Source organism: Actinopolyspora lacussalsi (genome assembly GCA_030803735.1).
Classification (GTDB): Bacteria; Actinomycetota; Actinomycetes; order Mycobacteriales; family Pseudonocardiaceae; genus Actinopolyspora; species Actinopolyspora lacussalsi.
In genome coordinates this window covers 1,724,815-1,747,615 of record JAURUC010000001.1, presented here as the reverse complement: position 1 = coordinate 1,747,615, position 22,801 = coordinate 1,724,815, and the positions used below count along the sequence as shown (strand labels likewise).

Below are 22,801 nucleotides of genomic sequence, written 5' to 3'. Positions count from 1 at the left end.
CGCGAGCGAACGATCGGAATGCGTTTCTTCGCGTTCCGCGACTGTGGCTGGCACTGCTCACTCTCTCGGACGACCGGCACCGAACAGCAACGAATGCTACCGGACGGCGGGAACCGAGGCCGTGACCAGTCACTTCCGCGCCGGCTACACGCCGTCGCCGCATGGTCCGATGTCCGCCCGGTCGCGCGGGTCCGCCACGGGACAACCAGTAGACACCCGGCATAGCTCGATCGCCTAGTCGCGCGCCGTATGCGATCACTCACTTCGGAGTGACGATCTCGTGGGACGTCGGTAATTTCCCGGTCCGCAACAGCGCTGTGTCGATTTCCTGGGGGCGCGATATGGGGAGTTCCGCGGCTGGTGGGCGTTACGCCGTCCATCCCGAGGAGCTGACGAAGATCGGCAGGAGATCCGCGGATCTGGGTGAGAGGTTGCTCGAACTGAAGCGTGCCACGGCCGAGGACTCCGCCGCGGCAGTTCGGACCCACGGTGATTGGGCGTTCTCGGCCGCGCTGGAACGGCTGCAGTCCAGCTGTGAGCACAACGTCGAGGGATTCGGCCGCTGGCTCGACGACATGGGCGACAGGCTGACGGCAGCGGCCCGGAACTATGAGGAAACCGACGAGTGGGCGGTCGCGAAACTCCGAGGGGTGGGGGTCTGAGCGCCGTGGACTACCGACAGCTGACGGAAGCCGAGCCGTCGGCGATCAGCCGAGCCGCCGAGGCGTGGAGATCGCTGGCCGAGAAGTACGACAAGGTTCTCGGCGACTTCGATGCCGAGGTGCGGGATCCGCTCGACAACGAGGAGGCCTGGCACGGCGAGGCCAAGAACGCCGCCACCGGCCACGCCGAGCACATCCGCGAGAAGATGCGCGAGTACCTCGACAGGATCGAGTCGGTCCCCGAGACGCTGGAACGGGCTTCATCCGAGATCGAGACCTGCCGGGCGCGCCTGGAGCGGCTGTCAAACGAGATCAACGAGGGCGAGCACTGGACGATCTACCCCGACGGTCGGATCGACTACCCCGAGGACCAGCAGGCCCGCTACGAGTCCTACGCCGCCGAGATCGAAGGGTTGCTCTCCAGGGCGGAACAGGCGGATCAGGACGCGGCAGGCGCGCTCGGCGAAGCCGACGACTCACTCGGCTATCTCGACGAAGTGCTGCGCGAGGAGCGTGCCGAACAGGAAGAGGCCGCCAAGCAGGCGGCCAAACTGGCCGCGAAGCCGCCGGGTGAACTGGACTTCGCGCAGGGCGAGCGTCTGGCCCGCCTGCTGCGGGAGAACGGGCAGGACCCCGCGTTCGCGGGCGAGTTCCTGGAGCGGGTGCGGCCGAAACAGCTGCTCAAACTGACCGACCACCTGCAGGACATGGGGATGACCCACTGGGACGGTCACAACGGGGAATCCGGTCCGAACCGCTCCGAGCTGATCGGCGAGCTGCAGCGGAACCTCGGCGAAACGCTGGCGGCCGGAACCAGTGAGGCCGGCAGGCGCTACCTCGGCGAGGACCTGCACGGCGACGGGGCGGGTGACGAGCTCGAGAACCGTGCCGAGACCTACGGCAAGCGGCTCGTGCGGGCGTCGGAGAACTGGGACACCGGATTTCTCGGTCTCGGCAGCCACGAGGACACCGGCTACCGCGCGCTGGGGATGCTGCTGCACAGCGGCGAGTACTCCGCGGACTTCCTGAACCCGGTCGGGGACGCGATGATCGAGTCCGACAAGGAGGACACCTTCGACCGGGTCCAGAGCAACGACCTCAACCACGTCGACGATCGCGGCCGAGGCGGTGACCCGCTCGTGGGGCTGATGACGGCGATGGAGCACAGCCCCGACGCCGCCGGTTCCTTCTTCGACCCCGCGCGGGACACCGGGCACATGGGCTATCTGATCGAGCGGGACTGGCCGGTCGACACCTACGACCACGATCCGGGGCCGGGCAGCGACTACACACCCAACGAGCGGGAAAAAGGACTGGGGCACGACGTGCTCGGCAAGGCGTTGGAGTCGGCGACCCTCGGGGAGCAGCAGGGCACCGCGGAAGGGGCCCGCGTGATGTCGGGGATGGTGCACGAATTGGCCAACACCGAGCAGTCGATGAAGAACCCCGGCGAGGGAACGGTGCCGGAATCGATGCGCGACAGCGTCGGCCGCATGCTCGCGCACAACATGCCGGCGGTGCACGACTCGGGGGCCGTGTCTCCCAACAGCAGCGGTTCGCTGGACCTGGACGGGGACGACCCGAAGTGGGCGAAGGGCACGACGGGAGAGATGAGTCCCCGGTTCAGCCAGGGCGAGGTGTACAAGGTGATGGGGTCCGCGGCCTACGATTCCGAGGCCTACGCGCAGATGCGCGACGCCAACATGGTGCACACCGGACAGCGGCTCGACGAGATCGCCGGCGACGACGGTCGATCGGCGGGTGATCGGCGGGACCACATGGCAACGGTGGCGAAGGAGTCCGCCTCGGTGTTCGGCGCGCTGGACGAGGCCCGTACCTACGCGGTGGACCAGGCCAAGGACGACGATGATGCCGACCACAACGCGAAGATCGACGCGGGCGGCACGCTGGCCTCCTGGGCAGTAACCGGAGCCAGCAGTGCCGTCGGTGGGCCGGCGGGAGCGGTCGGAGGTGCCGTGGGCGGTGAGGCCGTCAACCAGATCGCCGAGCAGCTCAAGCAGGACAGCTCCAACATCGTGACCAGGGATACCGCAGAGATCAAAGAAGACGGTCCCAGTGATGCGAACGACTTGCTGAACCAGTCCTTGTGGCAGCACCGGATGTGGCAGGACGACGTCTACCCACCGCCGATCTCCCCTGGATCCGAGGAACTCGAGAGCCCGAACCGGCTAGTCGATTCCGAAGGTAATATGCCGGAAGAATACAAGGTTTGGATAGCCAAAAATAATCCGTATGGTATCGACCAGCAGAGTGTGCAGGGTAGTTATCAGGATGGTGCCGGCGTCTACGCTGGTGCCACAGGGAATCGACCCATTTCGGTGAGCGAGACCGAGTGAAGGGCATGCGAATGCGTTGGACTCGATTGGCGACCGGTTGTTTGGTCTCCCTGCTTGTGCTCAGCGGTTGTTCGGGAGCGGGGGACGATTCGGAGGTTCCAACGTGGGTGCGGTCACCGCCACAGCACTTGTCATGCGATGGCACGACCGAGCCGCAGTTGATGGTGGATTTGATCCAGGCTGCCGACCTAGGTAACCCCAATTCTGAGGATTCGACGGTAGAGATGAACACCGATGAGCCCTCAGTGAGCTGCCACGCCGTCGCTCCGAACACTCTGGATCTCAGTGTGTACGTTGAGGAACAACCTTATATCGCGAGTGGGCTCAGGCCGCCTGATCCGTTATTGGTGCCCATCGGTGATTTACCGGGTTTCGTTACACACGACTACTCACAACTTTATGGCCCCTGTACTCGCGAAAATAAGAAAATCACACTGAGCAGCTGGATCAACATTGATTCGTCCGAGCTGGACAATCCCGATGCGCGGTTGGCGATGGCGCGGTTGTTGGTGGATATGACCAACAAGGCGCGTGCGCGGTTCGGGTGTGCGGAGTCGGCGAACGCGTTGTCGTTGCCGAGTGAGTTGCCGGAGATCCCGGAGGTCGGGCGGGAGGCCGCGAGTCGTGCAGAGGATCCGTTCCGGGGGACGGCGTGCTCCTTCGTGGAGCGATCGTGGTTGCCCGAGTACGAGTTTGAGCACGGCGAATTCTGGGCGATGGGGACGCCGCAGCCCAGTGGGTTGATCAGTACCTGTGAGATTCGGATCGGAAACAGCGATCACACGGACGGGGATGTGCCCGGTAAGCCGAAGTCGGCTTTCGTGATGTACGAGGGTCCGCTCGCGAAGGCGCGGCACGAGTCGGAGAAGTACTCGTTGCCGGAGTACGACGTGATGTGCCACGGCGAGCCGGTCTCGTTTCGCCACTACACCCTCAGCGAGGACGATCCGACGCAGTGGGACAAGGATCCTGCCGATCAGTCGTCCGACGACGGTCTGCTGGACAATTTCGCCCGTGCCGCCGCCGAGCGGGCCGGCTGCCCACTGCCGAAGTGACGTGCTCGGAACCCCGGCCACGTTCGTGGTGGCGGCACGACTCCACTCGCGGGCTCCCGGCGCGGGAGTCCGCGAGGTCCTTACCGGCGAGTCGCTACCCCCGTTCCGGGGAGCATTCACCTCTGCGGTCGCGTTCCCCCGCGATCGCCACCTGCCCCAGACTGATGCCCCCGTCGTTCGGGGGGACGCTGGAGTGCAGCAGCACCCGGAAACCGCGTCGCCGCAGCGCGTCCACGGTCCGCCGCAGTAACAGCGTGTTCTGGAACACCCCACCCGACAGCGCCACCTCGCCGACGCCGGTCGCGTCCCGCAGGCGCTCGCACAGCCGCGCGATCAGCTCGGCGACTCCGTTGTGGAACCTGGCGGCGATCAGCTCGCCACGCTGTCCGTCGAGCAGCTCGTCGACCACAGCACGGACCAGTTGTCCCGTGGGAACCGAAAGCGGCGGATCCCCGTCGTCGATTGACACCGAATCCGGCAGCGCCCCCGAATCCGGCAGCGCCACTGGATAGTGGTCAGGCTCGTCCCGGTCCGCCAGCTGTTCCAGCTCGATGGCGGCCTGGCCCTCGTAGCTGACCGCGTCCCGGATGCCCAGGATCGCGGCGACCGCGTCGAACAGCCGACCGGCGCTGGACGTCGGTGGCGCGTTCACCCCGCCATCGCACATCCGGGTGAGGGCCGCCAGCTGTGGTTCGTTGCGTCGCAGCACCCCCAGCTCGCCCGGTGGTTCGGTTCCGTAGCACGACAACAGCTGCGACACCGCCATCCGCCACGGTTGTTTCACGGCTCGGTCCCCGCCCGGCATCGGTACCTGTTCCAGATGCGCCAGTCGCCGGAAGTCCGCCAGATCGGCGAGCAGGAACTCACCACCCCAGATCGTCCCGTCGGTGCCGAACCCGAGCCCGTCGAAGGCCACCCCAAGCACCGGGCCGCTCTCGCCGTTGTCGGCCAGGCAGGAGGCGATGTGCGCGTGGTGGTGCTGCACACCCACCGGCTCCACGTCCGCCCGCTCCACGGCGTACTTGGTGGACAGGTACTCCGGGTGCAGGTCGTGGGCCACCACCTCCGGGGCGATGTCGAACAGCCGCTCGAAGTGCTCGATGCCCTCGGTGAACGAGCGCAGTGTCTCGTAGTTCTCCAGGTCACCGATGTGGTGCGAGACGAAGGCGTTCGTTCCCTTGGCCACGCAGAACGTGTTCTTCAGCTCGGCACCGCAGGCCAGCACCGGCCGCGGGAGTTCCCGCCGCAGCCGCACCGGCTCCGGGGTCAGACCACGGGAACGCCGCACCGGTAGTTCCCGCCCCTCGAAGGAGCGCACCACCGAGTCGTCGGTTCGCATGTGGATCCCTCGGTCGTGACCGAGGAACACGTCCGCTATCTCGGCCAGCCGTTCCCGGGCCTCGGCGTCGCGGTAGGCGATCGGTTCGTCGGAAAGGTTCGCGCTGGTCAGCACGATCGGCCCCGTGCCCGCCAGCAGCAGGTGATGCAGTGGGGTGTAGGGCAGCATGACCCCCAGCTGCCGATTGCCGGGAGCCACCGCCTCGGCCACGGCGGCGTCCGGACGCCTGTCGAGCAGCACGATCGGTCGGCGCCGCGATTCCAGCAGCTCCCGCTCGTGCTCGTCGCTCTCGCACAGTGCGCGTGCCCACGCCACGTCCGGGGCCATGAGTGCGAAGGGTTTCTCCTCGCGGTGCTTGCGCTTGCGCAGCGTCGCGGCCGCGTCGGGGTTCGCCGCGTCCACCGCGAGGTGGTATCCCCCCAGCCCCTTGAGCGCCACGATCTCGCCGTCGCGCAGCGCGGCGACGGTTCGGTCCAGCGGATCCCCGGGCAGCACGGTTCCGGTCGAGTCGGTCAACCGGAGTTCGGGGCCGCAGGCCGGACAGCACACCGGCTGCGCGTGGAACCGCCGGTTGGTCGGGTCGTGATACTCGGCCGCGCACTCGGCGCACATCTCGAACGGAGCCATCGTGGTCAGCGGTCTGTCGTAGGGCACGTCGGTCACGATGGTGAACCTGGGGCCACAGTTCGTGCAGTTCAGGAACGGGTAGCGGTAGCGGCGGTCGCCCGGGTCTCCCAGCTCGGCCAGACAGTCCACACAGGTCGCGCTGTCGGCGGAGACCAGGGTGGCCCGCTGCCCCGAGGGCTCGCTGAGCGCGATCTCGAACGTCTCGTCGCCACGGGGCTCGATCGCGGTGGCGGTGACCTCGTCGACCACAGCCAGCGGCGGTGCCTGCTCCGACAGTGCCGTGCGGAATCGCGCCAGGAGCGAAGGCGGTCCCTCGGCGAACACGAACACCCCGTGCGCGTCGTTTCCCACGAAACCGGTCAATCCCAGCTCGCACGCCAATGTGTACACGAAGGGACGAAATCCGACACCCTGTACCACACCCGCTACCCGGATGTGCTCGCGAACTCGATCGTCCACTCGTTCAGTCTGCGCGTCCGGCGGGTGCGCGGCTACTCGAACCGCCCCGCGTGTCCGCACCCGTTCGGGCGCCGGTTCCGCCGCCTCCGTGCCGTGCGGCGGGCCGGGGCGGGTGCCGAACCGGACGGGCCGGTGCGGCACCAACGGTGGAAACCGGGCCCGCGGCGTCCCGCCCTCGTCGGATGTGTGACACATCTCCTCCCCAGCGGGGTGACCGGCCGGTAGGGTCTGGCGCATGGTGGCGCCGTCGTTACTCGCGACCAGCGATCTGCACGTATCGCACCGCGACAATCGCCCGGTACTGGACGAGATTCGGCCTCACACCGACGAGGACTGGCTGATCGTGGCGGGCGATGTCGCCGAGACGACCGAAACGATCGGCTGGGCGCTGGGCAAGCTGCGGGAACGGTTCTCCCGCGTGATCTGGGTGCCGGGCAACCACGAGTTGTGGACTCCGCCCGGTGACGATGTGCGTGCCAGGGGAGTGGAGCGCTACGACCACCTGGTGCGGATGTGCCGGGAGCTCGACGTCACCACGCCGGAGGATCCCTACCCGGTGTGGCGCGACGAGCAGCGCTCGGTGGTGGTCGCGCCGTTGTTCGTGCTCTACGACTACAGCTTCCGGGCACCCGAGTTCGACGCCGAGCAGGCCCTGGCACACGCCTACGACACTCACGTGGTCTGCACCGACGAGGTGATGCTGCACCCCGATCCGTACGAGTCGCGCACCGAGTGGTGCCACGAGCGGGTGAGGCAGACCCTGCCGAGGCTGGAGGCCATCCCGGAGCACCTGCCCACGGTGTTGATCTCCCACTGGCCGCTGCACCGCGATCCCACCAGGCGGTTGTACTACCCCCAGTTCGGCATCTGGTGCGGCACCGAGCTCACCGCCGACTGGCACCTGCGGTTCCGGGCCGTGGCCGAGGTACACGGCCACCTGCACATCCCGGTGACCGACCGCATCGACGGTGTCCCCTTCGAGGAGGTCTCACTCGGTTATCCCCGGGAGTGGCGCAGGCGCGGCGGTCCGGGCGATCCGTTGCACAGCATCCTGCCCGCCGCGCCCGAGCGGACCTTCGAGGAACTGGTGAGGGCCCACCGGTGATCGAACGAATCCTGCCGGAAGCGGCCGCTTCCTCCGAGGTCTTCGGCGACGACCCCCACGCGCGACTGTTGCCGGGGGAGGAGCAGTACGTCGCCAGGGCGGTGGAGAAGCGCAGGCGCGAGTTCACCCTCGCCCGCAGTTGCGCTCGGCGTGCGCTCGGCGATCTCGGGCACCCCGACTTCGCGGTGCACAGTGGTGAGCGGCGCGAACCGCTGTGGCCGCGGGGCGTGGTCGGCAGCATCACGCACTGCAAGGACTACTGTGCCGCCGCCGTGGCACCGGCCACCGAGATGTGCTCGTTGGGCATCGACGCGGAGACCGACGAGGCGCTGCCCGACGGCGTGCTCGGGCAGGTCACCGTGGAGCGGGAACGCGAGTTGCTGGCCGGGCTGCCTGCCGGGACCAACTGGGACCGGTTGCTGTTCAGCGCGAAGGAGAGCGTCTACAAGGCGTGGTTCCCGTTGACCGGCCGCTGGCTGGGCTTCGAGGACGCCTTCGTGCGGATCGATCCCTCGGGCGAGTTCCGCGCCGAGCTGATCGAAGCACCCGCGCCGAGCTCGGTGGGCGAGCTCACCGGGTTCTCCGGCCGGTTCCGCTTCGAATCGGGCCTGGTGATCACTGCCGTGACCGTCTTCTCCGGCTGACCCGCCGGCGTCAATTTCTCGCGAAATCGCCGCGCCATCGACGTGGGTCGAACACCCACCACCTCGGAATCGGCACCGCCGCGGGTTCTCCCGTGCGGCTCTCGCGAGGAAGGCCCGACGTGGCGTAGGTGCTTACTCGATGTCGGGCCTCCCGGAGCGAGAGCCGTGCGAGAGGTTCCGCCAGGTGACCATCCGGGCGAGTCCCCTGCAAATTTTTCAACGAAAGGAGTGGAAATGATCACTACCGCTGATCTGGCCGACCGCGACGGCGACGAGGTGCGCAGCTGCGACCTGCAGCTACGCGGGTTCGGAAACCGCGAGGTGTTCTCCGGGCCGATTCGCACGGTGCGGTGCTTCCAGGACAACGCGCTGCTCAAGAGGATTCTCTCGGAGCCCGGTGAGGGCGGGGTGCTGGTGATCGACGGAGCGGGTTCGGTGCACACCGCGCTGGTCGGTGACCTGATCGCCGAACTGGGGCGTTCCAACGGCTGGAACGGGCTCGTCGTCAACGGCGCGATCCGGGACTCCGCCGTGATCGACGGGATGGAGTTCGGGGTCAAGGCGCTGGGGACCAACCCGCGCAAGAGCTCCAAGTCCGGCACCGGTGAGTCCGACGTCGTCGTCGAGTTCGGCGGGATCGACTTCGTCCCCGGCGAGTACCTGCTCAGCGACCACGACGGGGTGGTGGTCAGCCGGACCCCGCTGGATTGACCGGGTTCGCGCGGTTCGGTCCTCGACGTTGTTCGGTCGGCGGACCCCTCGCGGGGCTCTCGCCCCGGGAGCCCCGACATCGGAGCGGTCGCTCCGGCTGCCCGCACCGACTGGTGATCTCGGGGAAAACTCGTACCGTGATTCGAGGGGGCCGTATCAAGGCCGTTCGGGAGCCGAGGCTCGACCGAAACCGGTTCCGTGAGTCCGGGCCCTCGACATCGCCGGTGGGACGCGAGGTGTCCGATGATCACGAATCCCAAGTTCGTGGTGCTCTACGTGACCGACCAGCAGACCGTGCTCGATTTCTGCACCCATAAGCTGGGGTTCGAGCTCAGGACCGATGTGCCCTACGGGGACGGTCACCGTTGGATCGAGGTGAGCGTGCCGGGTGCCGAGACCTACCTGGTGCTCGCCGAGGGGGACCCGCGGGTGCGTGATCTCGTGTTGCAGCGGTTGGGCGAGCTCAGCCACGTCTGGTTCGACTGCGACGACCTCGACGCCACCTTCGACGAGTTGCGTGCCAGGGGAGTGCGGTTCCCGGTCGAACCGCGCACGGCGCCGTGGGATCCCGAAGGCAGAACCCGCTGGGCGCAGTTCGCCGATCCGGAGGGAACGCTCTACGGGCTCACCGAACGCGGGGCGTGATTCGACTACGACAGTGCTCGGCCGCTGTCCCGGCGGGCGCCGCCCCGGCGGTACCGGGGCGGCGACGCGTACTCGAAAGCCACGACGGAGCCCGCGGGGCGAGCTCTCGTCACGCGCTCTCAGCCGCCGAGAGTGGAGTCCTTGGCCGCTTCGCGGTCCAACAACCACAGCGTCCGGTCCCGTCCCCGGGCACCCGCCGCCGGGATGTCGACCGGATCGGCCCCGGTCAGTGCCCGTGACACCGCCTCGGCCTTGCCCGCTCCCGTGGTCATCAGCCACACCTCGGAGGCGGACGCGATCGCGGGCAGGGTCAGTGAGATCCGCGTCGGCGGTGGCTTCGGGCAGTCCCGAACAGCCACCGCGGTGCGCTCGCGTTCGCGCACGTAGGGCGTGTCGGGGAACAGCGAGGCGGTGTGCCCCTCCTCGCCGACACCCAACAGCAGCACGTCGAACCGGGGGACCCCAGTGTCCGAATCCGTACCCGCCAGGGTGCGCAGCACCTCGGCGTAGTGGTCCGCCGCCGACTCGGCGTCCGCGCCGAACCGGCCGTCGGACGGGGCCATCGGGTGTACCCGCCGCGGGTCGAGCGGCACGTGATCCAGCAGTGCCGCACGCGCCTGGGTCTCGTTGCGCTCGCCGTCGCCGTCGGTCAGGAACCGCTCGTCACCCCAGAACAGGTTCACCGCGGACCAGTCCACGGCCGAGCGGGCGGTCGAGTCCCGCACCCGTTCCAGCACGCCGATTCCGGTGCGCCCGCCGGTCAGCACCACCGAGGCGACACCGCGGGCCGCCTGGGCGTCCACGATGCTGGTGAGCAGCCTGGCGGCCGTCGCCTCCGCGAGCACCTCCGCGTCCGGGTGCACGATCATCTCGTTGTCGCTCATCACTGCTGTCCCGCCGAGACCGGTTCCGCCTGTTCCTCGTTCTCGGAGCCCTCGCCCCGCACCACGTTCGAGAGGCCCCGTAACGTGCTCTCGTAGATCTCGTCCGGGCCGAGTCTGCGCAGCTCCTCGGCCAGGCAGTCGCGTACCGCTCTGCGGTGCAGCGTCACCCTGCGGTCCTGCTGGCCGGGTTGGGTGAGGTAGCCGACCTTGCCGTCGGGTCGAACCACCTCCACGTTCCCACTCGGGCGTTCCAGCACCGCGGAGACGATGCCCGGACCCCGGTGGACCTCCCTGCGCACCGGGATACCGAGGCTGGCCGCCAGCCAGCCCGCCAGCAGATCCGTCGAGGGCGAGTCGGACTCGCCGCTTACGACCGCTCCCTCGATCGGTTCGAACGGCGGCAGGTCCAGCGAGGCAGCCAGCAGGGCACGCCACGAGGTGAGCCGGGTCCAAGCCAGATCGGTGTCGCCGTCCACGTAGGAGCGCACCCTGGTGCGCAGCGCCTCGATCGGGTCCGGCTCGGCGGCGGCGTCGGTGATCCGCCGATGCGCCAGTTCCCCGATCGGGTCCTTGGCCGGGAACTCGGGGGCGTCGTTGGGCCACCACACCACTACCGGGGCGTCCGGCAGCAGCAGCGGCACGACGGAGCCCGCACCCTCCTCGGCCAGCGGGCCGTACAGCCGCAGCACCACCACTTCCGAGGCCCCGGCGTCGCCACCGATGCGGATCTGGGCGTCCAGCCGGGCCGCGGCCTGCCTGGCACCCCTGGCGACCACGATCACCCGCGCCGGATGCTCCCGACTGGCCTCGTTGGCCGCCTGGATCGCCTCTTCGGTCTCGGTCCCGTCCCCGGTGACGATTACCAGCGTCAGCACTCTGCCGAGCGCGACGGCACCACCGGACTCGCGCAGCTCGACCATTTTCTTGTTGACCTGCGAAGTGGTGGTGGAGGGCAGATCGACGATCACGGCCGCCTCCAGACGCGTCCAGTGCGGGCCAGCATCGACTCCGCCGACGGTGGCCCCCAACTTCCTGCCTTGTACTTCTCCGGATATCCGTGTTCGGCCCAGTAGTCCAGGATCGGATCCAGGATCTGCCAGGACTTCTCCACTTCCTCGTTGACCGGGAACAACGACGGCTCACCGAGCAGCACGTCCAGCAACAGCCGTTCGTATGCCTCCGGGGAGGACTCGGTGAAGGCGTGGCCGTAGCCGAAGTCCATCGTCACGTCCCGCACCTCCATCGAGGTGCCGGGAACCTTCGCGCCGAACCGCATCGTGATGCCCTCGTCCGGCTGCACCCGGATCACCAGGGCGTTCTGACCGAGCTCCTCGGTCATGGTGTCGTCGAAGGGCTGGTGCGGCGCCCGCTTGAACACCACGGCGATCTCGGTGACCCGCCTGCCGAGGCGTTTGCCCGTGCGCAGGTAGAACGGCACACCGGCCCAGCGGCGGTTCTCGATCTCCAGCGTGATCGCCGCGAAGGTCTCCGTCTTGGAGTCCGCGGCGAAACCACCCTCCTCGTGCAACCCGGGAACCTGCTGGCCACCCTGCCAACCGCCGGTGTACTGGCCCCGAGCGGTGGTGTCGGCGAACGGGCCCACCGGTTTGGTAGCCGAGAGCACCTTGCTCTTCTCGGCACGCAGGTCGCTCGGCGCGAAGGACAGTGGTTCCTCCATCGCCGTCAGCGCCAGCAGCTGCAGCAGGTGGTTCTGGATCACGTCCCGGGCCGCGCCGATGCCGTCGTAGTAGCCTGCACGACCGCCGAGCCCGATGTCCTCGGACATGGTGATCTGCACGTGGTCGACGTAGTGGGCGTTCCACAACGGCTCGAACAGCTGGTTGGCGAACCGCAGCGCCAGGATGTTCTGCACCGTCTCCTTGCCGAGGTAGTGGTCGATGCGGAACACCGAGTCCTCGGGGAAGACCTCGTTGACGATCCGGTTGAGTTCCTGGGCGCTCTCCAGGTCGTGCCCGAAGGGCTTCTCGATGACCACCCGCCGCCACTGGTCCTCGGTCTGTTCGGCGAGTCCCGAGTTGGACAGGTGGGTCAGCACGGTCGGGAACATCGAGGGCGGTACCGAGAGGTAGAACGCGTGGTTGCCACCGGTGCCGCGCTCCGCGTCGAGCTGCTTGACCGTACTGGTCAGCCGTTCGAAGGTGTTCGGATCGTCGAAACTACCGGAGACGAACCGGATCCCCTCGGCCAGTCGGTCCCAGACGGCCTGGTGGAACGGCGTGCGCGCGTTCTCCTTGACCGCCTCGTAGACCACCTCGCCGAAGTCCTGGTTCTCCCAGTCGCGCCTGGCCACTCCCGTCAGGGCGAATCCCGGCGGCAACAGTCCCCGGTTGGCCAGGTCGTAGATGGCGGGCATCAGCTTCTTGCGGGACAGATCCCCGGTGACGCCGAAGATCGTCAGGCCAGCCGGGCCCGCGATGCGCGGCAACCGCTTGTCACGCGGATCGCGCAGTGGATTGTGCTCGGGGGAGCTCACGTGTTTTCCTTTCCTGCCGCTCGCGCCTCAGCTCGCCGTACGCAGATCCTGCACCGCTTTGACCAGCTCCACCAGTCCGGTGGTCCGGTCCGTGAGGTGCAGCCGGAGCACCGGCCGGTTCCGCTGCGCGAGAACCTGGCCGTCCCCGAGGGCCTGGGCACGTTGCAGCCCCGAGAGGGTGTACGGACGTCCCGGAACCTCCATGTCCTCATCGACCGCGCCGGTCACCTGCAAAAACACCCCGTTCTGGTGACCGCCCTTGTGGTACTGGCCGGTGGAGTGCAGGAAGCGGGGACCCCACCCGAAAGTCGTCTGCAGCCCGCTGCGGCGAGCCAGTTCGGGACGAAGCACGCTGATCGAGGCGTCGTCGAGCCGATCGAGGTAGGCCTGTACCGCGAGGTAGCCGTTCGCGGGAGCCGCGTTGACCAGCGCCCGCAGCGCCTCGGCCACGGTGCCGACACCGGGGGAGAGCCACTCACCCGCCGCGTGGATCTCGATGTCCCCGTCCACGGCGGCCGGCGTCGCCGCCGGGCCTCCCGCCGGACCGTCCAGCAGGCCGCGTGTCGCCTGCTTGGCGGCCTCGACGTCGGGCTGGTCGAACGGATTGATACCGAGCAGCCTGCCCGCCAGTGCCGTGGCGAACTCCCACAGCAGCATCAGGCCACCCAGCGAGCCGTGCGTGCCCACCGCCGCGGCACCGGCCGCGGGGCCGATGGTCACCGGTGTGGCGTCGCCGCCCGCCGTGGCGAAACCGGGCGCTTCCACGTTCTCCACCGGCACGGGAAGCAGTCCGATCCCGGACTTGCCGGTGGACTCGGCGATCAGCTGTTCGACCCAGTCGGCGAAGCCCACTATGCCGGAGCCGCTGTCGGCGAGTACCACCTTTTCCGACCCCGAGCCGTGGGCGGCCGACAGCGCGGCGGCCAGCCGGATCGCGGGGTTCGACTCGTCGTCGGCACTCACCGAGGGGAAGATCGATTCGGCGTCGTCCAGCAGCCCGGCGATGTCGGCACCCGCCAGCCCGGCGGGCACCAGGCCGAAGGCGCTCAGCGCCGAGTAGCGTCCGCCCACGTTCGGGTCCGCGGTGAACACCTTGCGGTAGCCGGACTCCTCCCCGGTGGTCTGCAGCGGGGAGTCGGGGTCGGTGACCACGATCATGCGCCGTGCGGGGTCGATGCCCTCCTCGGAGAACGCCCGCTCGAAGATGCGCCGGTGGCTGTCGGTCTCCACAGTGGTGCCGGACTTGGAGGAGACCACCACCACGGTGCGCTCCAGCTCGCCCTCCAGGGCGTCACGCACCTGGGCCGGATCGGTGGTGTCCAGCACGACCAGCGCGGTACCGGCCGTGGCCGTGATCACCTCCGGAGCCAGCGAGGAGCCGCCCATGCCCGCCAGCACGACCCGGGTCAGCCCTTCCTCGTAGAGCTCGGCGCGCAGTGCGTCGATCTCGGCGACCAGACCGCGCGAGGTTTCGTGCAGGGTGGTCCACGACAGCCGGATCGATGCCTCCGACTCGGCCTCCGGACCCCACAGCGTCGGATCCTGCGCGGCGAGTTCGCTCGCGGCACGGTCGTTGACCAGCCGCTGGACCAGGGGCTCGGCCTCCCGTGCCAGCGAAGGATCGGCGATCTCGGCTGAGGTTTCAGTCGTCATATGGTTCCTTCGCGTTCGATCGTCAACACACGACGAGACGGATGGTGCACACGTTTACAGGCGGCCGCCGGTTCGCGAGGCCCTTTCACGAGCGAGGGCGTGGTCCGGGAGGACTTCCCGGTACCACCGCCGTGTTCCGGCCGGTCGTCCGTGCCGAACACCCACTCGTCAGGATTCCTCGATCCGACCGGGCGGCCGCCTGCGTTCGCGTGGTTTTCACCCGTGCGGGGAGTGCTCCCCACACGGGTGAGGCACCGTTACCGAGCCTGTTCGAGCTGCTGCGAAACCGTCCGCAGCAACTCGTCCCAGGACTTCTCGAACTTCTCCACGCCTTCCCGCTCCAGCACGGTGTAGACGTCGTCGAGGTCGATGCCGATCTCGGACAGCGAGTCGAACACCTGCTGCGAGGCCCCGGCGGTGCCGCTGACCGTGTCGCCCAGGACGTTGCCGTGGTCGGCGACCGCTTCCAGGGTGGACTCCGGCATGGTGTTGACCGTGTTCGGTGCCACCAGTTCGTCGACGTAGCGGGTGTCGGAGTAGGCGGGCTCCTTGACACCGGTCGAGGCCCACAGCGGTCGTTGCCGGTGTGCTCCGACCTGTTCGAGGGCCTGCCAGCGCTGGCCGGTGAAGACCTCCTCATAGGCCGCGTAGGCCAGCCGGGCGTTGGCGATGGCCGCCTTGCCGTACAGGTGCTCCGGTCCGTCCAGTTGCTTCAGTCGCTTGTCGATCTCCGAGTCCACGCGGGAGACGAAGAACGAGGCGACCGAGAAGATCTGGCTGATGTCGTGCCCGTTCTCCCTGGCCCGCTCCAGGCCGGTGATGAAGGCGTCCATGACCTCGCGGTAGCGCTGCACCGAGAAGATCAGCGTGACGTTGACGCTGATGCCCTCCGCCAGCGTGCGCGTGATCGCGGGCAGTCCCTCCACCGTGGCCGGGATCTTGACGAACAGGTTGGGGCGGTCCACCGCCTTGGCCAGTTCCAGGGCCTCCTTGACCGTGCTCTCGGTGTCGTGGGCCAGCCTCGGGTCGACCTCCAGCGAGATGCGGCCGTCCTCACCACCGGTGGCGGTGTGCACCTCGCGGAAGACGTCCGCCGCGTCGCGGATGTCCTTGGTCATCAACTCGCGGACGGCCTCTTCCACCCCGGCACCCCGACCGGCGAGTTCACGTACCTGGTCGTTGTAGTCCGCCGCGTTGGACAGCGCGCTCGCGAAGATCGTGGGGTTGCTTGTGACCCCCACCAGGTTCTTGTTATCGATCAGCTCGGCCAGATTGCCCGAGTTGATCCGCTGCCTGGACAGGTCGTCCAGCCAGATGGCCACGCCGGCGTCGCTGAGTGCCTGCAGATTGCTGTTGCCGCTCACTAGTTACCTCCGTCGTTCGCAGCGGTTGCGGTTCGGCCGGGTGCGACCGGTCTCAGTTCGACCGCGCGCTGCTCAGGCTCCGCCGGGCCGCGGCGACCACGGCTTCGGTGGTGATACCGAACTTCTCGAACAACGTCTTGTAGTCGGCCGAAGCACCGAAGTGCTCCAGCGAGACGATCTCGCCGCTGTCACCCGTGAAGCGGTGCCAGGGTTGCGCGATGCCCGCCTCGACGGCGACCCGCGCACGCACCGCCGTCGGCAGCACCCGCTCCCGGTAGCTCTCGTCCTGCGCGTCGAACCACTCGACGCACGGCATAGAGACCACGCGAGTGGGGACGCCCTCGTTCTCCAGGATCCCGCGGGCCTCCACAGCCAGCTGCACCTCGGAGCCGGTGGCGATGAGTACCAGCTCCGGTGTACCCGAGGAGGCATCGGCCAACACGTAGCCACCCCGCGCGACACCCTCGCTGTCGGTGCCCTCCAGCGTCGGCACGCCCTGGCGGGTCAGCGCCAGCCCGGCCGGTCCCTCGGGCCGTTCCAGCACGCTCTTCCACGCGGCCGCGGTCTCGTTGGCGTCGGCCGGACGCACCATCGACAGCCCGGGGATCCCGCGCAGGCTCGCCAGCTGCTCCACCGGCTGGTGGGTCGGCCCGTCCTCGCCCAGCCCGATCGAGTCGTGGGTCCAGACGTAGATGGTGGGAACCCGCATCAGCGCCGCGAGCCGCACCGCGGGCCGCATGTAGTCGGAGAAGATCAGGAAGGTGCCGCCGTACGGCCGGGTGCCGCCGTGCAGCGCGATCCCGTTGAGCAGCGAGCCCATGGCGTGTTCCCGGACGCCGAAGTGCAGCGTGCGGCCGTGGGGCTGTGCCTGGAACATCTCCGTGGAGATGCTCTCGGGGCCGAACGAGTCGGCGCCCTTCATCGTGGTGTTGTTGCTCTCGGCCAGGTCGGCCGAACCGCCCCACAGCTCGGGAAGCACATCCTTGAGCGAGGCCAGCACCTCGGCTGACGCCTTGCGGGTGGCGATGCCCTTGGCGTCCGGTTCCCAGCTGGGCAGCGCGTTCGCCCAGTCGGCGGGCAGCTCACGGGCGCTCAACCGGTCGAGCAGTGCCTTGCGCTGCGGATTCTCCGCCGCCCACGAGTCGAAGGCGATCTGCCACTTCTGGTGCGCGGCCCTGCCCTGCTCGGCGACCGTGCGGGTGTGGGCGATCACCTCGTCGGCCACCTCGAAGGACTTGTCCGGGTCGAAGCCCAGTGCCTTCTTGACCTCGGCGACTTCCTCGCCGCCCAGCGCGGCGCCGTGGGACTTGCCGCTGTTCATCTTGTTCGGGGCCGGGTAGCCGATCACCGTGCGCAGCACGATCAGGCTCGGACGCTCGGTCTCGGCCCGCGCGGCTTCCACCGCGTCCAGGAAGCCCCGCACGTCCTCGCCGCCGTCGACGGTGACCACGTGCCAGCCGTAGGCCTCGTAACGTTTGGCCGTGTCCTCCGACAGGGCGATGTGCGTGTCGTCCTCGATGGAGATCTCGTTGGAGTCGTAGATCACCGTGAGGTTGCCCAGCCGCTGGGTCCCGGCCAGGGAGGACGCCTCGGAAGTGACACCTTCCTCGATGTCACCGTCGGAGGCCAGCGCGTAGATCTGGTGGTCGAAAACGCTCTCGCCCGGCTCGGCGTCCGGGTCGAACAGGCCGCGCTCGCGCCTGGCGGCCATCGCCATGCCGACCGCGTTGGCCAGTCCCTGGCCCAGCGGGCCGGTGGTGGTCTCTACACCCGTGGTGTGGCCGTACTCCGGGTGTCCGGGAGTGGCCGAGTCCCAGGTGCGCAGCGCCTTGATGTCTTCCAGCTCCATCCCGTATCCGCACAGGTAGAGCTGCAGGTACAGCGTCAGGCTCGAGTGCCCGGCGGAGAGCACGAAGCGGTCCCGGCCGATCCAGCTCGCATCGTTGGGATCGTGGCGCAGTACCCGCTGGAACAGCGCGTACACGGCCGGGGCCAGGCTCATCGCGGTACCGGGGTGGCCGTTGCCGCACTTCTCGACCGCGTCGGCGGCGAGTACGCGGATCGTGTCCACGGCGCGTTGGTCCAGCTCGGTCCAGTCCTCGGGAACTCGTTTGGTGGTCAAACGGGCAAGGTCGTCTGTGACGGACACTCCTCGCGGCTCCAGTTTCCCTCGCGCGGTGAATCCGGTCGAACTTGACCGATTCGTTCCGCTGTTATCCCTCGTCCAACGTGCAGCGTAATCCTGTTGTGTGCTCGGTGTCGCGACCCGTCCGCCTCGTGGATGCGTTCGATGCCTCACCCCCGTTCGTGTGAACGCGCGAAACGTGCTATCCGTGTTCGGATAATCACTCGGAGTTATCGAATCGAGGCTTCCTCGTCGCCTTCGACGCGGGAAGTCGCCTTCGACGGAGGAAGCGGAAAAGCACGGATCCGTTTCCCGTGAACAGGATGCCGGTGCCGCGGTTCGGACGAACTCACTCCGCCTCGGCGTGGCATTCCGCCTCGGGGCAGTGCTCCGGCTCTTCCCGTCGCTGCCGGCGCGCGCGAGCCCGTCGAACGAGCACGAGCCCCGCGATTCCGACGGCCAGCACGCCGAATACCCCCCAGCTGGCGTTGCCGAGTATCGCCCCCACACGTTCCAGCGAAGCCCTGGCCAGCGCACCAGTGCACACGTAGACCAGTGACCACAGCGCCGCCGCGGACAACGAGGCAGGCAGAAAGCGGTTGTAGCGCAGTTGCGAGACCCCCGCCGCCGCGGGTGTGAAGGTCCTGACTATCGGCACCAACCTGGTCAGAAAGATCGCCAGGCCCCCGTGTCGATCCAGTGTGGCGGTGGCCTGGTCCCAGCGTCGCACCCCCATGCGTCGCACGATCGAGGTGGAGCGCATCGCCGGGCCGTAGCGTCTGCCCAACAGGTAACCCACGTGGTCACCCCCGGAGCCGCACACGGTGACCACCAGCAGCATCACACCGAGCAGTGCCCGGTTGTCCACGGAGGCACCGGCGATCAGCACGCCGGTCTCGCCGGGGATGAACATCCCCATCCCCAGGCCGGACTCCACGAACGCCATGGCCCCCGCGACGGTGAGGAGCAGCTCGTCGGGAAGTGACGAAAGCGTGTCCAACACGTCGGAGACCAGCGGCATACGTGTGCTCCAGAACTACGTAGTGATCGCGCGGGAGTTTCCCGCACGATCCTACACAGTCACTCTTTCGATTCAGTTTTTCAGTAGGGGTTCGCCGTCACGGTCTTCGTGGCCGTTTCCGTGACGGAATCCCGCACGTGGCAGCGGGGTCGACTGCGCAGGCAGCAGATGCGTCCCCGTCCGGTCCGTGGTGGCGCACAGCGAACAGACGACGTCCTCGTGCGTCGGACAGGCCAGCACGTCGGGCCGTTCGAAGTCCTGCCCGCACACGTGGCAGCGGTACGCGGTCGCCACGGGAGTGCCCGTGCCGTCGAACCTGGGCTCGGGGATCCCGTCGTCGGTGCGCCGCAGGTAGAACCTCCCTCCGGTGGCGATGGCGACCATCGGGGGCAGCACCAGCGCGAGCAGCACCGCCGCGATCGGCGAGTAGGGCTGCAAGGCGGAACCCAACGCCCCGAAGTACATCGCGATCGAGATCACGCTCGCTGCCGAGAACGAGATCACTCCGACCGGGTTGATCGGGTGCAGCATCCCCCTGCGGTACTCCGGCACCCGCGGCGAGAGACGCAGCAGGTACTTGTTCAGCACGATGTCCGAGGCGACCGTGACCACCCACGCGATCGCGGTGTTGGCGTAGAAGCTCAGCACCGAGTTCAGGAACGCGAACATGTTCGCCTCCATCAGCACCAGTGCCACGGCGAGGTTGCCGAACACGAACACGTTGCGTCCCGGATAGCGACGCGTGAGCCTGGTCGCCGAGTTCGTCCAGGTCAGCGAGCCGGAGTAGGCGTTGGTGACGTTGATCTTGATCTGGCTGACCACGACCAGCACCACGGCCAGGGCCACCGCCAGCCATCCGGGCAGGAACAGCCCGTAGACGCCGAGGAACTGCTCCACGGGTTCGGTCGCGGCGGAACCGGCCACCCCCAGCACGAAGAACGCCAGAAAAGCCCCGGTCGCCTGTTTGAGCGCGCCGAGCACCACCCAGCCCGGCCCGGCCGCGACCACCGAGATCCACCAACGCCGCGAGTTCTCCCGGGTCTTGGGTGGCATGAAGCGCAGGTAGTCCACCTGCTCGCCGATCTGGGCCATCAGCGACAGCGCCACCCCGGCACCGAGCAGCACCGCGGCGACGCTCACGCCGCCCGAGCCGTCCCGTCCCGCGAAGGCCAGCCACTCCCCCAGGGAACCGGGATCACTGAGCACCAGGTAGGCCATCGGGGCGACCATCAGCAGCAACCACACCGGCGTCGTCCAGACCTGCAGTTTGCTCAGGGCCGACATGCCGTAAACCACCAGTGGGATCACGATCAGCGTGGTGATCAGGTAGCCGAGCCACAGCGGGATCCCGAGTCCCACCCGCAGCCCCTGCGCCATGATCGCCCCCTCGGTGGCGAAGAAGATGAAGGTGAAGCTGCCGAAGATGACGCTGGTCAGCACCGAGCCGTAGTAGCCGAACCCGGATCCGCGAGTGACCAGGTCGAGGTCGATGTTGTAGCGCGCGCAGTAGTACGCGATGGGCAGCCCGGTGGTGAATATGATCAGTGCGGCCACCGCTATGCCCAGCAGCGCGTTGCTGGTGCCGTGCGTGAGCCCGATGCCGGCTCCGATGGAGAAGTCGGCGAGGTAGGCGATGCCGCCGAGTGCCGTGGTCGCGACCACGGGAGGACTCCATCGCCGATAACCGCGCGGGGCGAACCGCAGGGTGTAGTCCTCGAGCGTTTCGTCGGCCGCTCGGGTGGTCGTGCTCGCGTCGCTGGTCTGCCGCGGCAATACGCACTCCTCTCACCGTTTTCGCTCTCCCGGCGGGCTGAGCCGGGTGCGGCGGGGATTCTGGTGCGGTTCTGTTGCGCGGTGACTCCGAACGTGTTTCCGGAGTGTTTTCCCGTAGCGTTCTCCGCTCGAACACACGGCGTGCTTGTTCGGGAGCTCCGAGACGGTCGGGCGGTGTTCGTCGGCAGGGCCGTGAAGTTACTTCCGGTGTTTACGCGGCAATTACGTCCCGGAAAAGCGAGCAGGATTCACTCGGGGGTGACGTCGAATTCCCAGTTCCGGAGGCAGTGATGACCACTATTCACGAGCAGCTCGGTGGCGAGCCCGCAGTACGCGAAGTCGTCTTCCGGTTCTACGAAAAGGCACTGGCCGATTCCCGGCTGGCCGGGTACTTCCACCGGGTGGATCTGAGCCTGCTGCGGGAACACCAGGTCCGGTTGTTCACCGCCGCGCTCGGTGGTGCCGGAGCGGTCGATGGTTCCGGCGCGGGCGCCGAGCCGGACACCGCCGCTGCGGAGGGAATCCACCACGACGAGTACGACCTGGTGATCGGGCATCTCGCGGACTCGCTGCGTGAGAGCTCCGTACCGGAGCCGCTGCTCACCGGAACCCTGTTCGCCATCGCGCCCCTGGCCAGGGACGTGATCACCGTCCCCGTGATGACCACGTGACACCGCCGTCCGGTTCCGCCGGGCACACCGTCGCCCACGGCTGAAGCGGAGTCCGCCGGGACGGGTTCGCACCGTCCCGGCGGACCGCGATCAGGGTTCCAGCAGTACCTTTCCGGTGGTCCGGCGCCCTTCCAGCGCCTCGTGGGCCTCCGCCGCCTCGGCCAGCGGATAACTGCCCCCGATGCGGATCCGCAGTTCGTTGCGTGTGATCAGGTCGAACAGTTCACCCACTCGCCAGTCCAGCTCCGCGCGGTCCAGCATGTGGTGCGCCAACGTCGGCCTGGTGAGAAAAACCGAACCCGCCGAGTTGAGCCGCTGCGGATCCACCGGCGGCACCGGGCCACTGGCGGCACCGAACAGCGCCAGCGTGCCGCGCGGACGCAGCGAGGCCAGGCTCGCGTCGAAGGTGTCCCTGCCGACCCCGTCGTAGGCGACGTGCACCCCGACTCCGCCGGTCAGCTCCCGCACCCGCGAGGCCACGTCCCGCTCGGTGTAGCGAATGACGTCCTCGGCCCCCGCCTCGCGCGCCAGCCGTTCCTTCTCCGGAGTGGAGACCGTGCCGATCACGTGGCCGCCGCGCAGCGTGATCAGTTGCGTCAGCAGCAGCCCCATCCCACCGGCCGCCGCGTGTACCAGCGCGACCGTGCCCGGCTTCACCACGTGTGTGGAGGCGGTGAGGTAGTGCGCGGTCAGGCCCTGCAACATCGCGGCCGCGGCGGTGCGCTCCCCGAGCGCGGTGGGCAGTGCCACCGCTTTGTCCGCGGGTACCACGGCGCGCTCGGCGTAGCTGCCCGGAACCATGGCCCACGCCACCCGGTCGCCGATCTCGAAGCCGTTCACGCCGGACCCCACGGACAGCACGGTCCCCGCACCTTCGGAGCCCGGCGTGAACGGCAACGACACCTGGTAGAGCCCACCGCGCTGATAGGTGTCGATGAAGTTCACGCCGCTGGCGGTGATCCCGACCAGCAGCTCCTCCGGGCCGGGTTCGGGGTCCGCCACGTCGACGGTGTGCAGCACTTCTGGGCCGCCGTGCTCGGTGACCTGAACAGCGCGCATGCGCGGCCTCCTGATCCGTGGTTTCGCCTGGCAGTTCCGTGGCGTTCGATCATGCCACGAGAACTCCGTTCGGTACCGCTCAAGGTGATTCCAGCGGCATGCCCCGAGCATTCGCCGGGTGGTGTGGCTCACGCGTCGCTCCGTCATCGGCCG

At 68.2% G+C, this 22,801-nt stretch carries 18 protein-coding genes; 8 read left to right on the top strand and 10 right to left on the bottom strand.

Going from position 1 to position 22,801, the window contains the following annotated elements; genetic code table 11:
* Window positions 1-341: 341 nt before the first annotated feature.
* The 3 genes from J2S53_RS07640 (at window position 342) to J2S53_RS07630 (ending at window position 4,074) form a co-directional block, all read left to right on the top strand.
* Entirely contained in the window at window positions 342-662 is a 321-nt protein-coding gene (locus J2S53_RS07640) for a type VII secretion target (protein WP_456240402.1), read from the top strand.
* A gap of 5 nt (window positions 663-667) precedes the next feature.
* Entirely contained in the window at window positions 668-3,019 is a 2,352-nt protein-coding gene (locus J2S53_RS07635; protein WP_456240401.1) for a hypothetical protein, read from the top strand.
* 161 nt (window positions 3,020-3,180) lie between these two features.
* Window positions 3,181-4,074 carry a hypothetical protein gene (locus tag J2S53_RS07630; RefSeq protein ID WP_456240400.1) on the top strand — a complete coding sequence of 298 codons (894 nt, stop codon included), beginning with the start codon at window positions 3,181-3,183 and terminating at the stop codon, window positions 4,072-4,074.
* A 94-nt stretch (window positions 4,075-4,168) separates the two neighbouring features.
* Here J2S53_RS07630 and hypF read toward each other — a convergent pair whose 3' ends face one another.
* Window positions 4,169-6,499, bottom strand: coding sequence for a carbamoyltransferase HypF (gene hypF / locus J2S53_RS07625; protein ID WP_456240399.1), 2,331 nt, complete (start codon window positions 6,497-6,499; stop codon window positions 4,169-4,171).
* A gap of 235 nt (window positions 6,500-6,734) precedes the next feature.
* Between hypF and J2S53_RS07620 the strand changes: the two genes are divergently transcribed.
* The 4 genes from J2S53_RS07620 (at window position 6,735) to J2S53_RS07605 (ending at window position 9,604) form a co-directional block, all read left to right on the top strand.
* Entirely contained in the window at window positions 6,735-7,604 is an 870-nt protein-coding gene (locus tag J2S53_RS07620; RefSeq protein ID WP_175496840.1) for a metallophosphoesterase family protein, read from the top strand.
* Window positions 7,601-8,248 (top strand): 4'-phosphopantetheinyl transferase family protein, encoded by a 648-nt coding sequence (locus J2S53_RS07615; protein ID WP_456240398.1) that lies wholly within the window; start codon window positions 7,601-7,603, stop codon window positions 8,246-8,248. The genes J2S53_RS07620 and J2S53_RS07615 overlap by 4 nt, the downstream gene beginning before the upstream one ends.
* A 234-nt stretch (window positions 8,249-8,482) precedes the next feature.
* Window positions 8,483-8,959, top strand: a complete 477-nt coding sequence (gene rraA / locus J2S53_RS07610; protein WP_092973504.1) for a ribonuclease E activity regulator RraA — start codon at window positions 8,483-8,485, stop codon at window positions 8,957-8,959.
* 243 nt (window positions 8,960-9,202) lie between these two features.
* Window positions 9,203-9,604, top strand: coding sequence for a VOC family protein (locus J2S53_RS07605; protein WP_456240397.1), 402 nt, complete (start codon window positions 9,203-9,205; stop codon window positions 9,602-9,604).
* 119 nt (window positions 9,605-9,723) lie between these two features.
* On the opposite strand, the gene pgl is transcribed toward J2S53_RS07605, so the two are convergent.
* The 8 genes from pgl to J2S53_RS07565 all read right to left on the bottom strand — a co-directional run bounded on the left by pgl (window position 9,724) and on the right by J2S53_RS07565 (window position 20,918).
* Window positions 9,724-10,488 carry a 6-phosphogluconolactonase gene (gene pgl, locus J2S53_RS07600; RefSeq protein ID WP_456240396.1) on the bottom strand — a complete coding sequence of 255 codons (765 nt, stop codon included), beginning with the start codon at window positions 10,486-10,488 and terminating at the stop codon, window positions 9,724-9,726.
* Window positions 10,488-11,456 (bottom strand): glucose-6-phosphate dehydrogenase assembly protein OpcA, encoded by a 969-nt coding sequence (opcA, locus tag J2S53_RS07595; RefSeq protein ID WP_456240395.1) that lies wholly within the window; start codon window positions 11,454-11,456, stop codon window positions 10,488-10,490. The genes pgl and opcA overlap by 1 nt, the downstream gene beginning before the upstream one ends.
* Window positions 11,453-12,982 (bottom strand): glucose-6-phosphate dehydrogenase, encoded by a 1,530-nt coding sequence (gene zwf, locus J2S53_RS07590; protein WP_092973497.1) that lies wholly within the window; start codon window positions 12,980-12,982, stop codon window positions 11,453-11,455. The genes opcA and zwf overlap by 4 nt, the downstream gene beginning before the upstream one ends.
* Before the next feature lie 27 nt (window positions 12,983-13,009).
* Complete coding sequence (locus tag J2S53_RS07585; RefSeq protein ID WP_456240394.1) at window positions 13,010-14,635, bottom strand: glucose-6-phosphate isomerase; 1,626 nt, start codon at window positions 14,633-14,635, stop codon at window positions 13,010-13,012.
* Window positions 14,636-14,892: 257 nt separating this feature from the next.
* Complete coding sequence (tal, locus tag J2S53_RS07580) at window positions 14,893-15,999, bottom strand: transaldolase (RefSeq protein ID WP_456240393.1); 1,107 nt, start codon at window positions 15,997-15,999, stop codon at window positions 14,893-14,895.
* A 52-nt stretch (window positions 16,000-16,051) separates the two neighbouring features.
* Complete coding sequence (tkt, locus tag J2S53_RS07575) at window positions 16,052-18,121, bottom strand: transketolase (protein ID WP_456240392.1); 2,070 nt, start codon at window positions 18,119-18,121, stop codon at window positions 16,052-16,054.
* 352 nt (window positions 18,122-18,473) lie between these two features.
* Entirely contained in the window at window positions 18,474-19,145 is a 672-nt protein-coding gene (locus J2S53_RS07570) for a DedA family protein (RefSeq protein WP_456240391.1), read from the bottom strand.
* 72 nt (window positions 19,146-19,217) lie between these two features.
* A complete protein-coding gene (locus tag J2S53_RS07565) occupies window positions 19,218-20,918 on the bottom strand; it encodes a purine-cytosine permease family protein (protein ID WP_456240390.1) in 1,701 nt (566 codons plus the stop codon).
* 290 nt (window positions 20,919-21,208) lie between these two features.
* On the opposite strand from J2S53_RS07565, the gene J2S53_RS07560 reads away from it, so the two are divergent.
* A complete protein-coding gene (locus J2S53_RS07560; RefSeq protein WP_456240389.1) occupies window positions 21,209-21,589 on the top strand; it encodes a group I truncated hemoglobin in 381 nt (126 codons plus the stop codon).
* Between the two features lie 90 nt (window positions 21,590-21,679).
* On the opposite strand, the gene J2S53_RS07555 is transcribed toward J2S53_RS07560, so the two are convergent.
* Window positions 21,680-22,648 carry a quinone oxidoreductase family protein gene (locus J2S53_RS07555; protein WP_456240388.1) on the bottom strand — a complete coding sequence of 323 codons (969 nt, stop codon included), beginning with the start codon at window positions 22,646-22,648 and terminating at the stop codon, window positions 21,680-21,682.
* Window positions 22,649-22,801 lie beyond the last annotated feature (153 nt).

Excerpts from the sequence above, each read along its gene's own strand:
- J2S53_RS07605 (WP_456240397.1), top strand. The coding sequence starts at position 9,203 with ATGATCACGAATCCCAAGTTCGTGGTGCTCTACGTGACCGACCAGCAG.
- J2S53_RS07620 (WP_175496840.1), top strand. The coding sequence starts at position 6,735 with ATGGTGGCGCCGTCGTTACTCGCGACCAGCGATCTGCACGTATCGCAC.
- J2S53_RS07585 (WP_456240394.1), bottom strand. The coding sequence starts at position 14,635 with ATGACGACTGAAACCTCAGCCGAGATCGCCGATCCTTCGCTGGCACGG.
- rraA (WP_092973504.1), top strand. The coding sequence starts at position 8,483 with ATGATCACTACCGCTGATCTGGCCGACCGCGACGGCGACGAGGTGCGC.
- J2S53_RS07560 (WP_456240389.1), top strand. The coding sequence starts at position 21,209 with ATGACCACTATTCACGAGCAGCTCGGTGGCGAGCCCGCAGTACGCGAA.
- J2S53_RS07570 (WP_456240391.1), bottom strand. The coding sequence starts at position 19,145 with ATGCCGCTGGTCTCCGACGTGTTGGACACGCTTTCGTCACTTCCCGAC.
- J2S53_RS07555 (WP_456240388.1), bottom strand. The coding sequence starts at position 22,648 with ATGCGCGCTGTTCAGGTCACCGAGCACGGCGGCCCAGAAGTGCTGCAC.
- pgl (WP_456240396.1), bottom strand. The coding sequence starts at position 10,488 with ATGAGCGACAACGAGATGATCGTGCACCCGGACGCGGAGGTGCTCGCG.
- J2S53_RS07630 (WP_456240400.1), top strand. The coding sequence starts at position 3,181 with ATGGTGGATTTGATCCAGGCTGCCGACCTAGGTAACCCCAATTCTGAG.
- J2S53_RS07640 (WP_456240402.1), top strand. The coding sequence starts at position 342 with ATGGGGAGTTCCGCGGCTGGTGGGCGTTACGCCGTCCATCCCGAGGAG.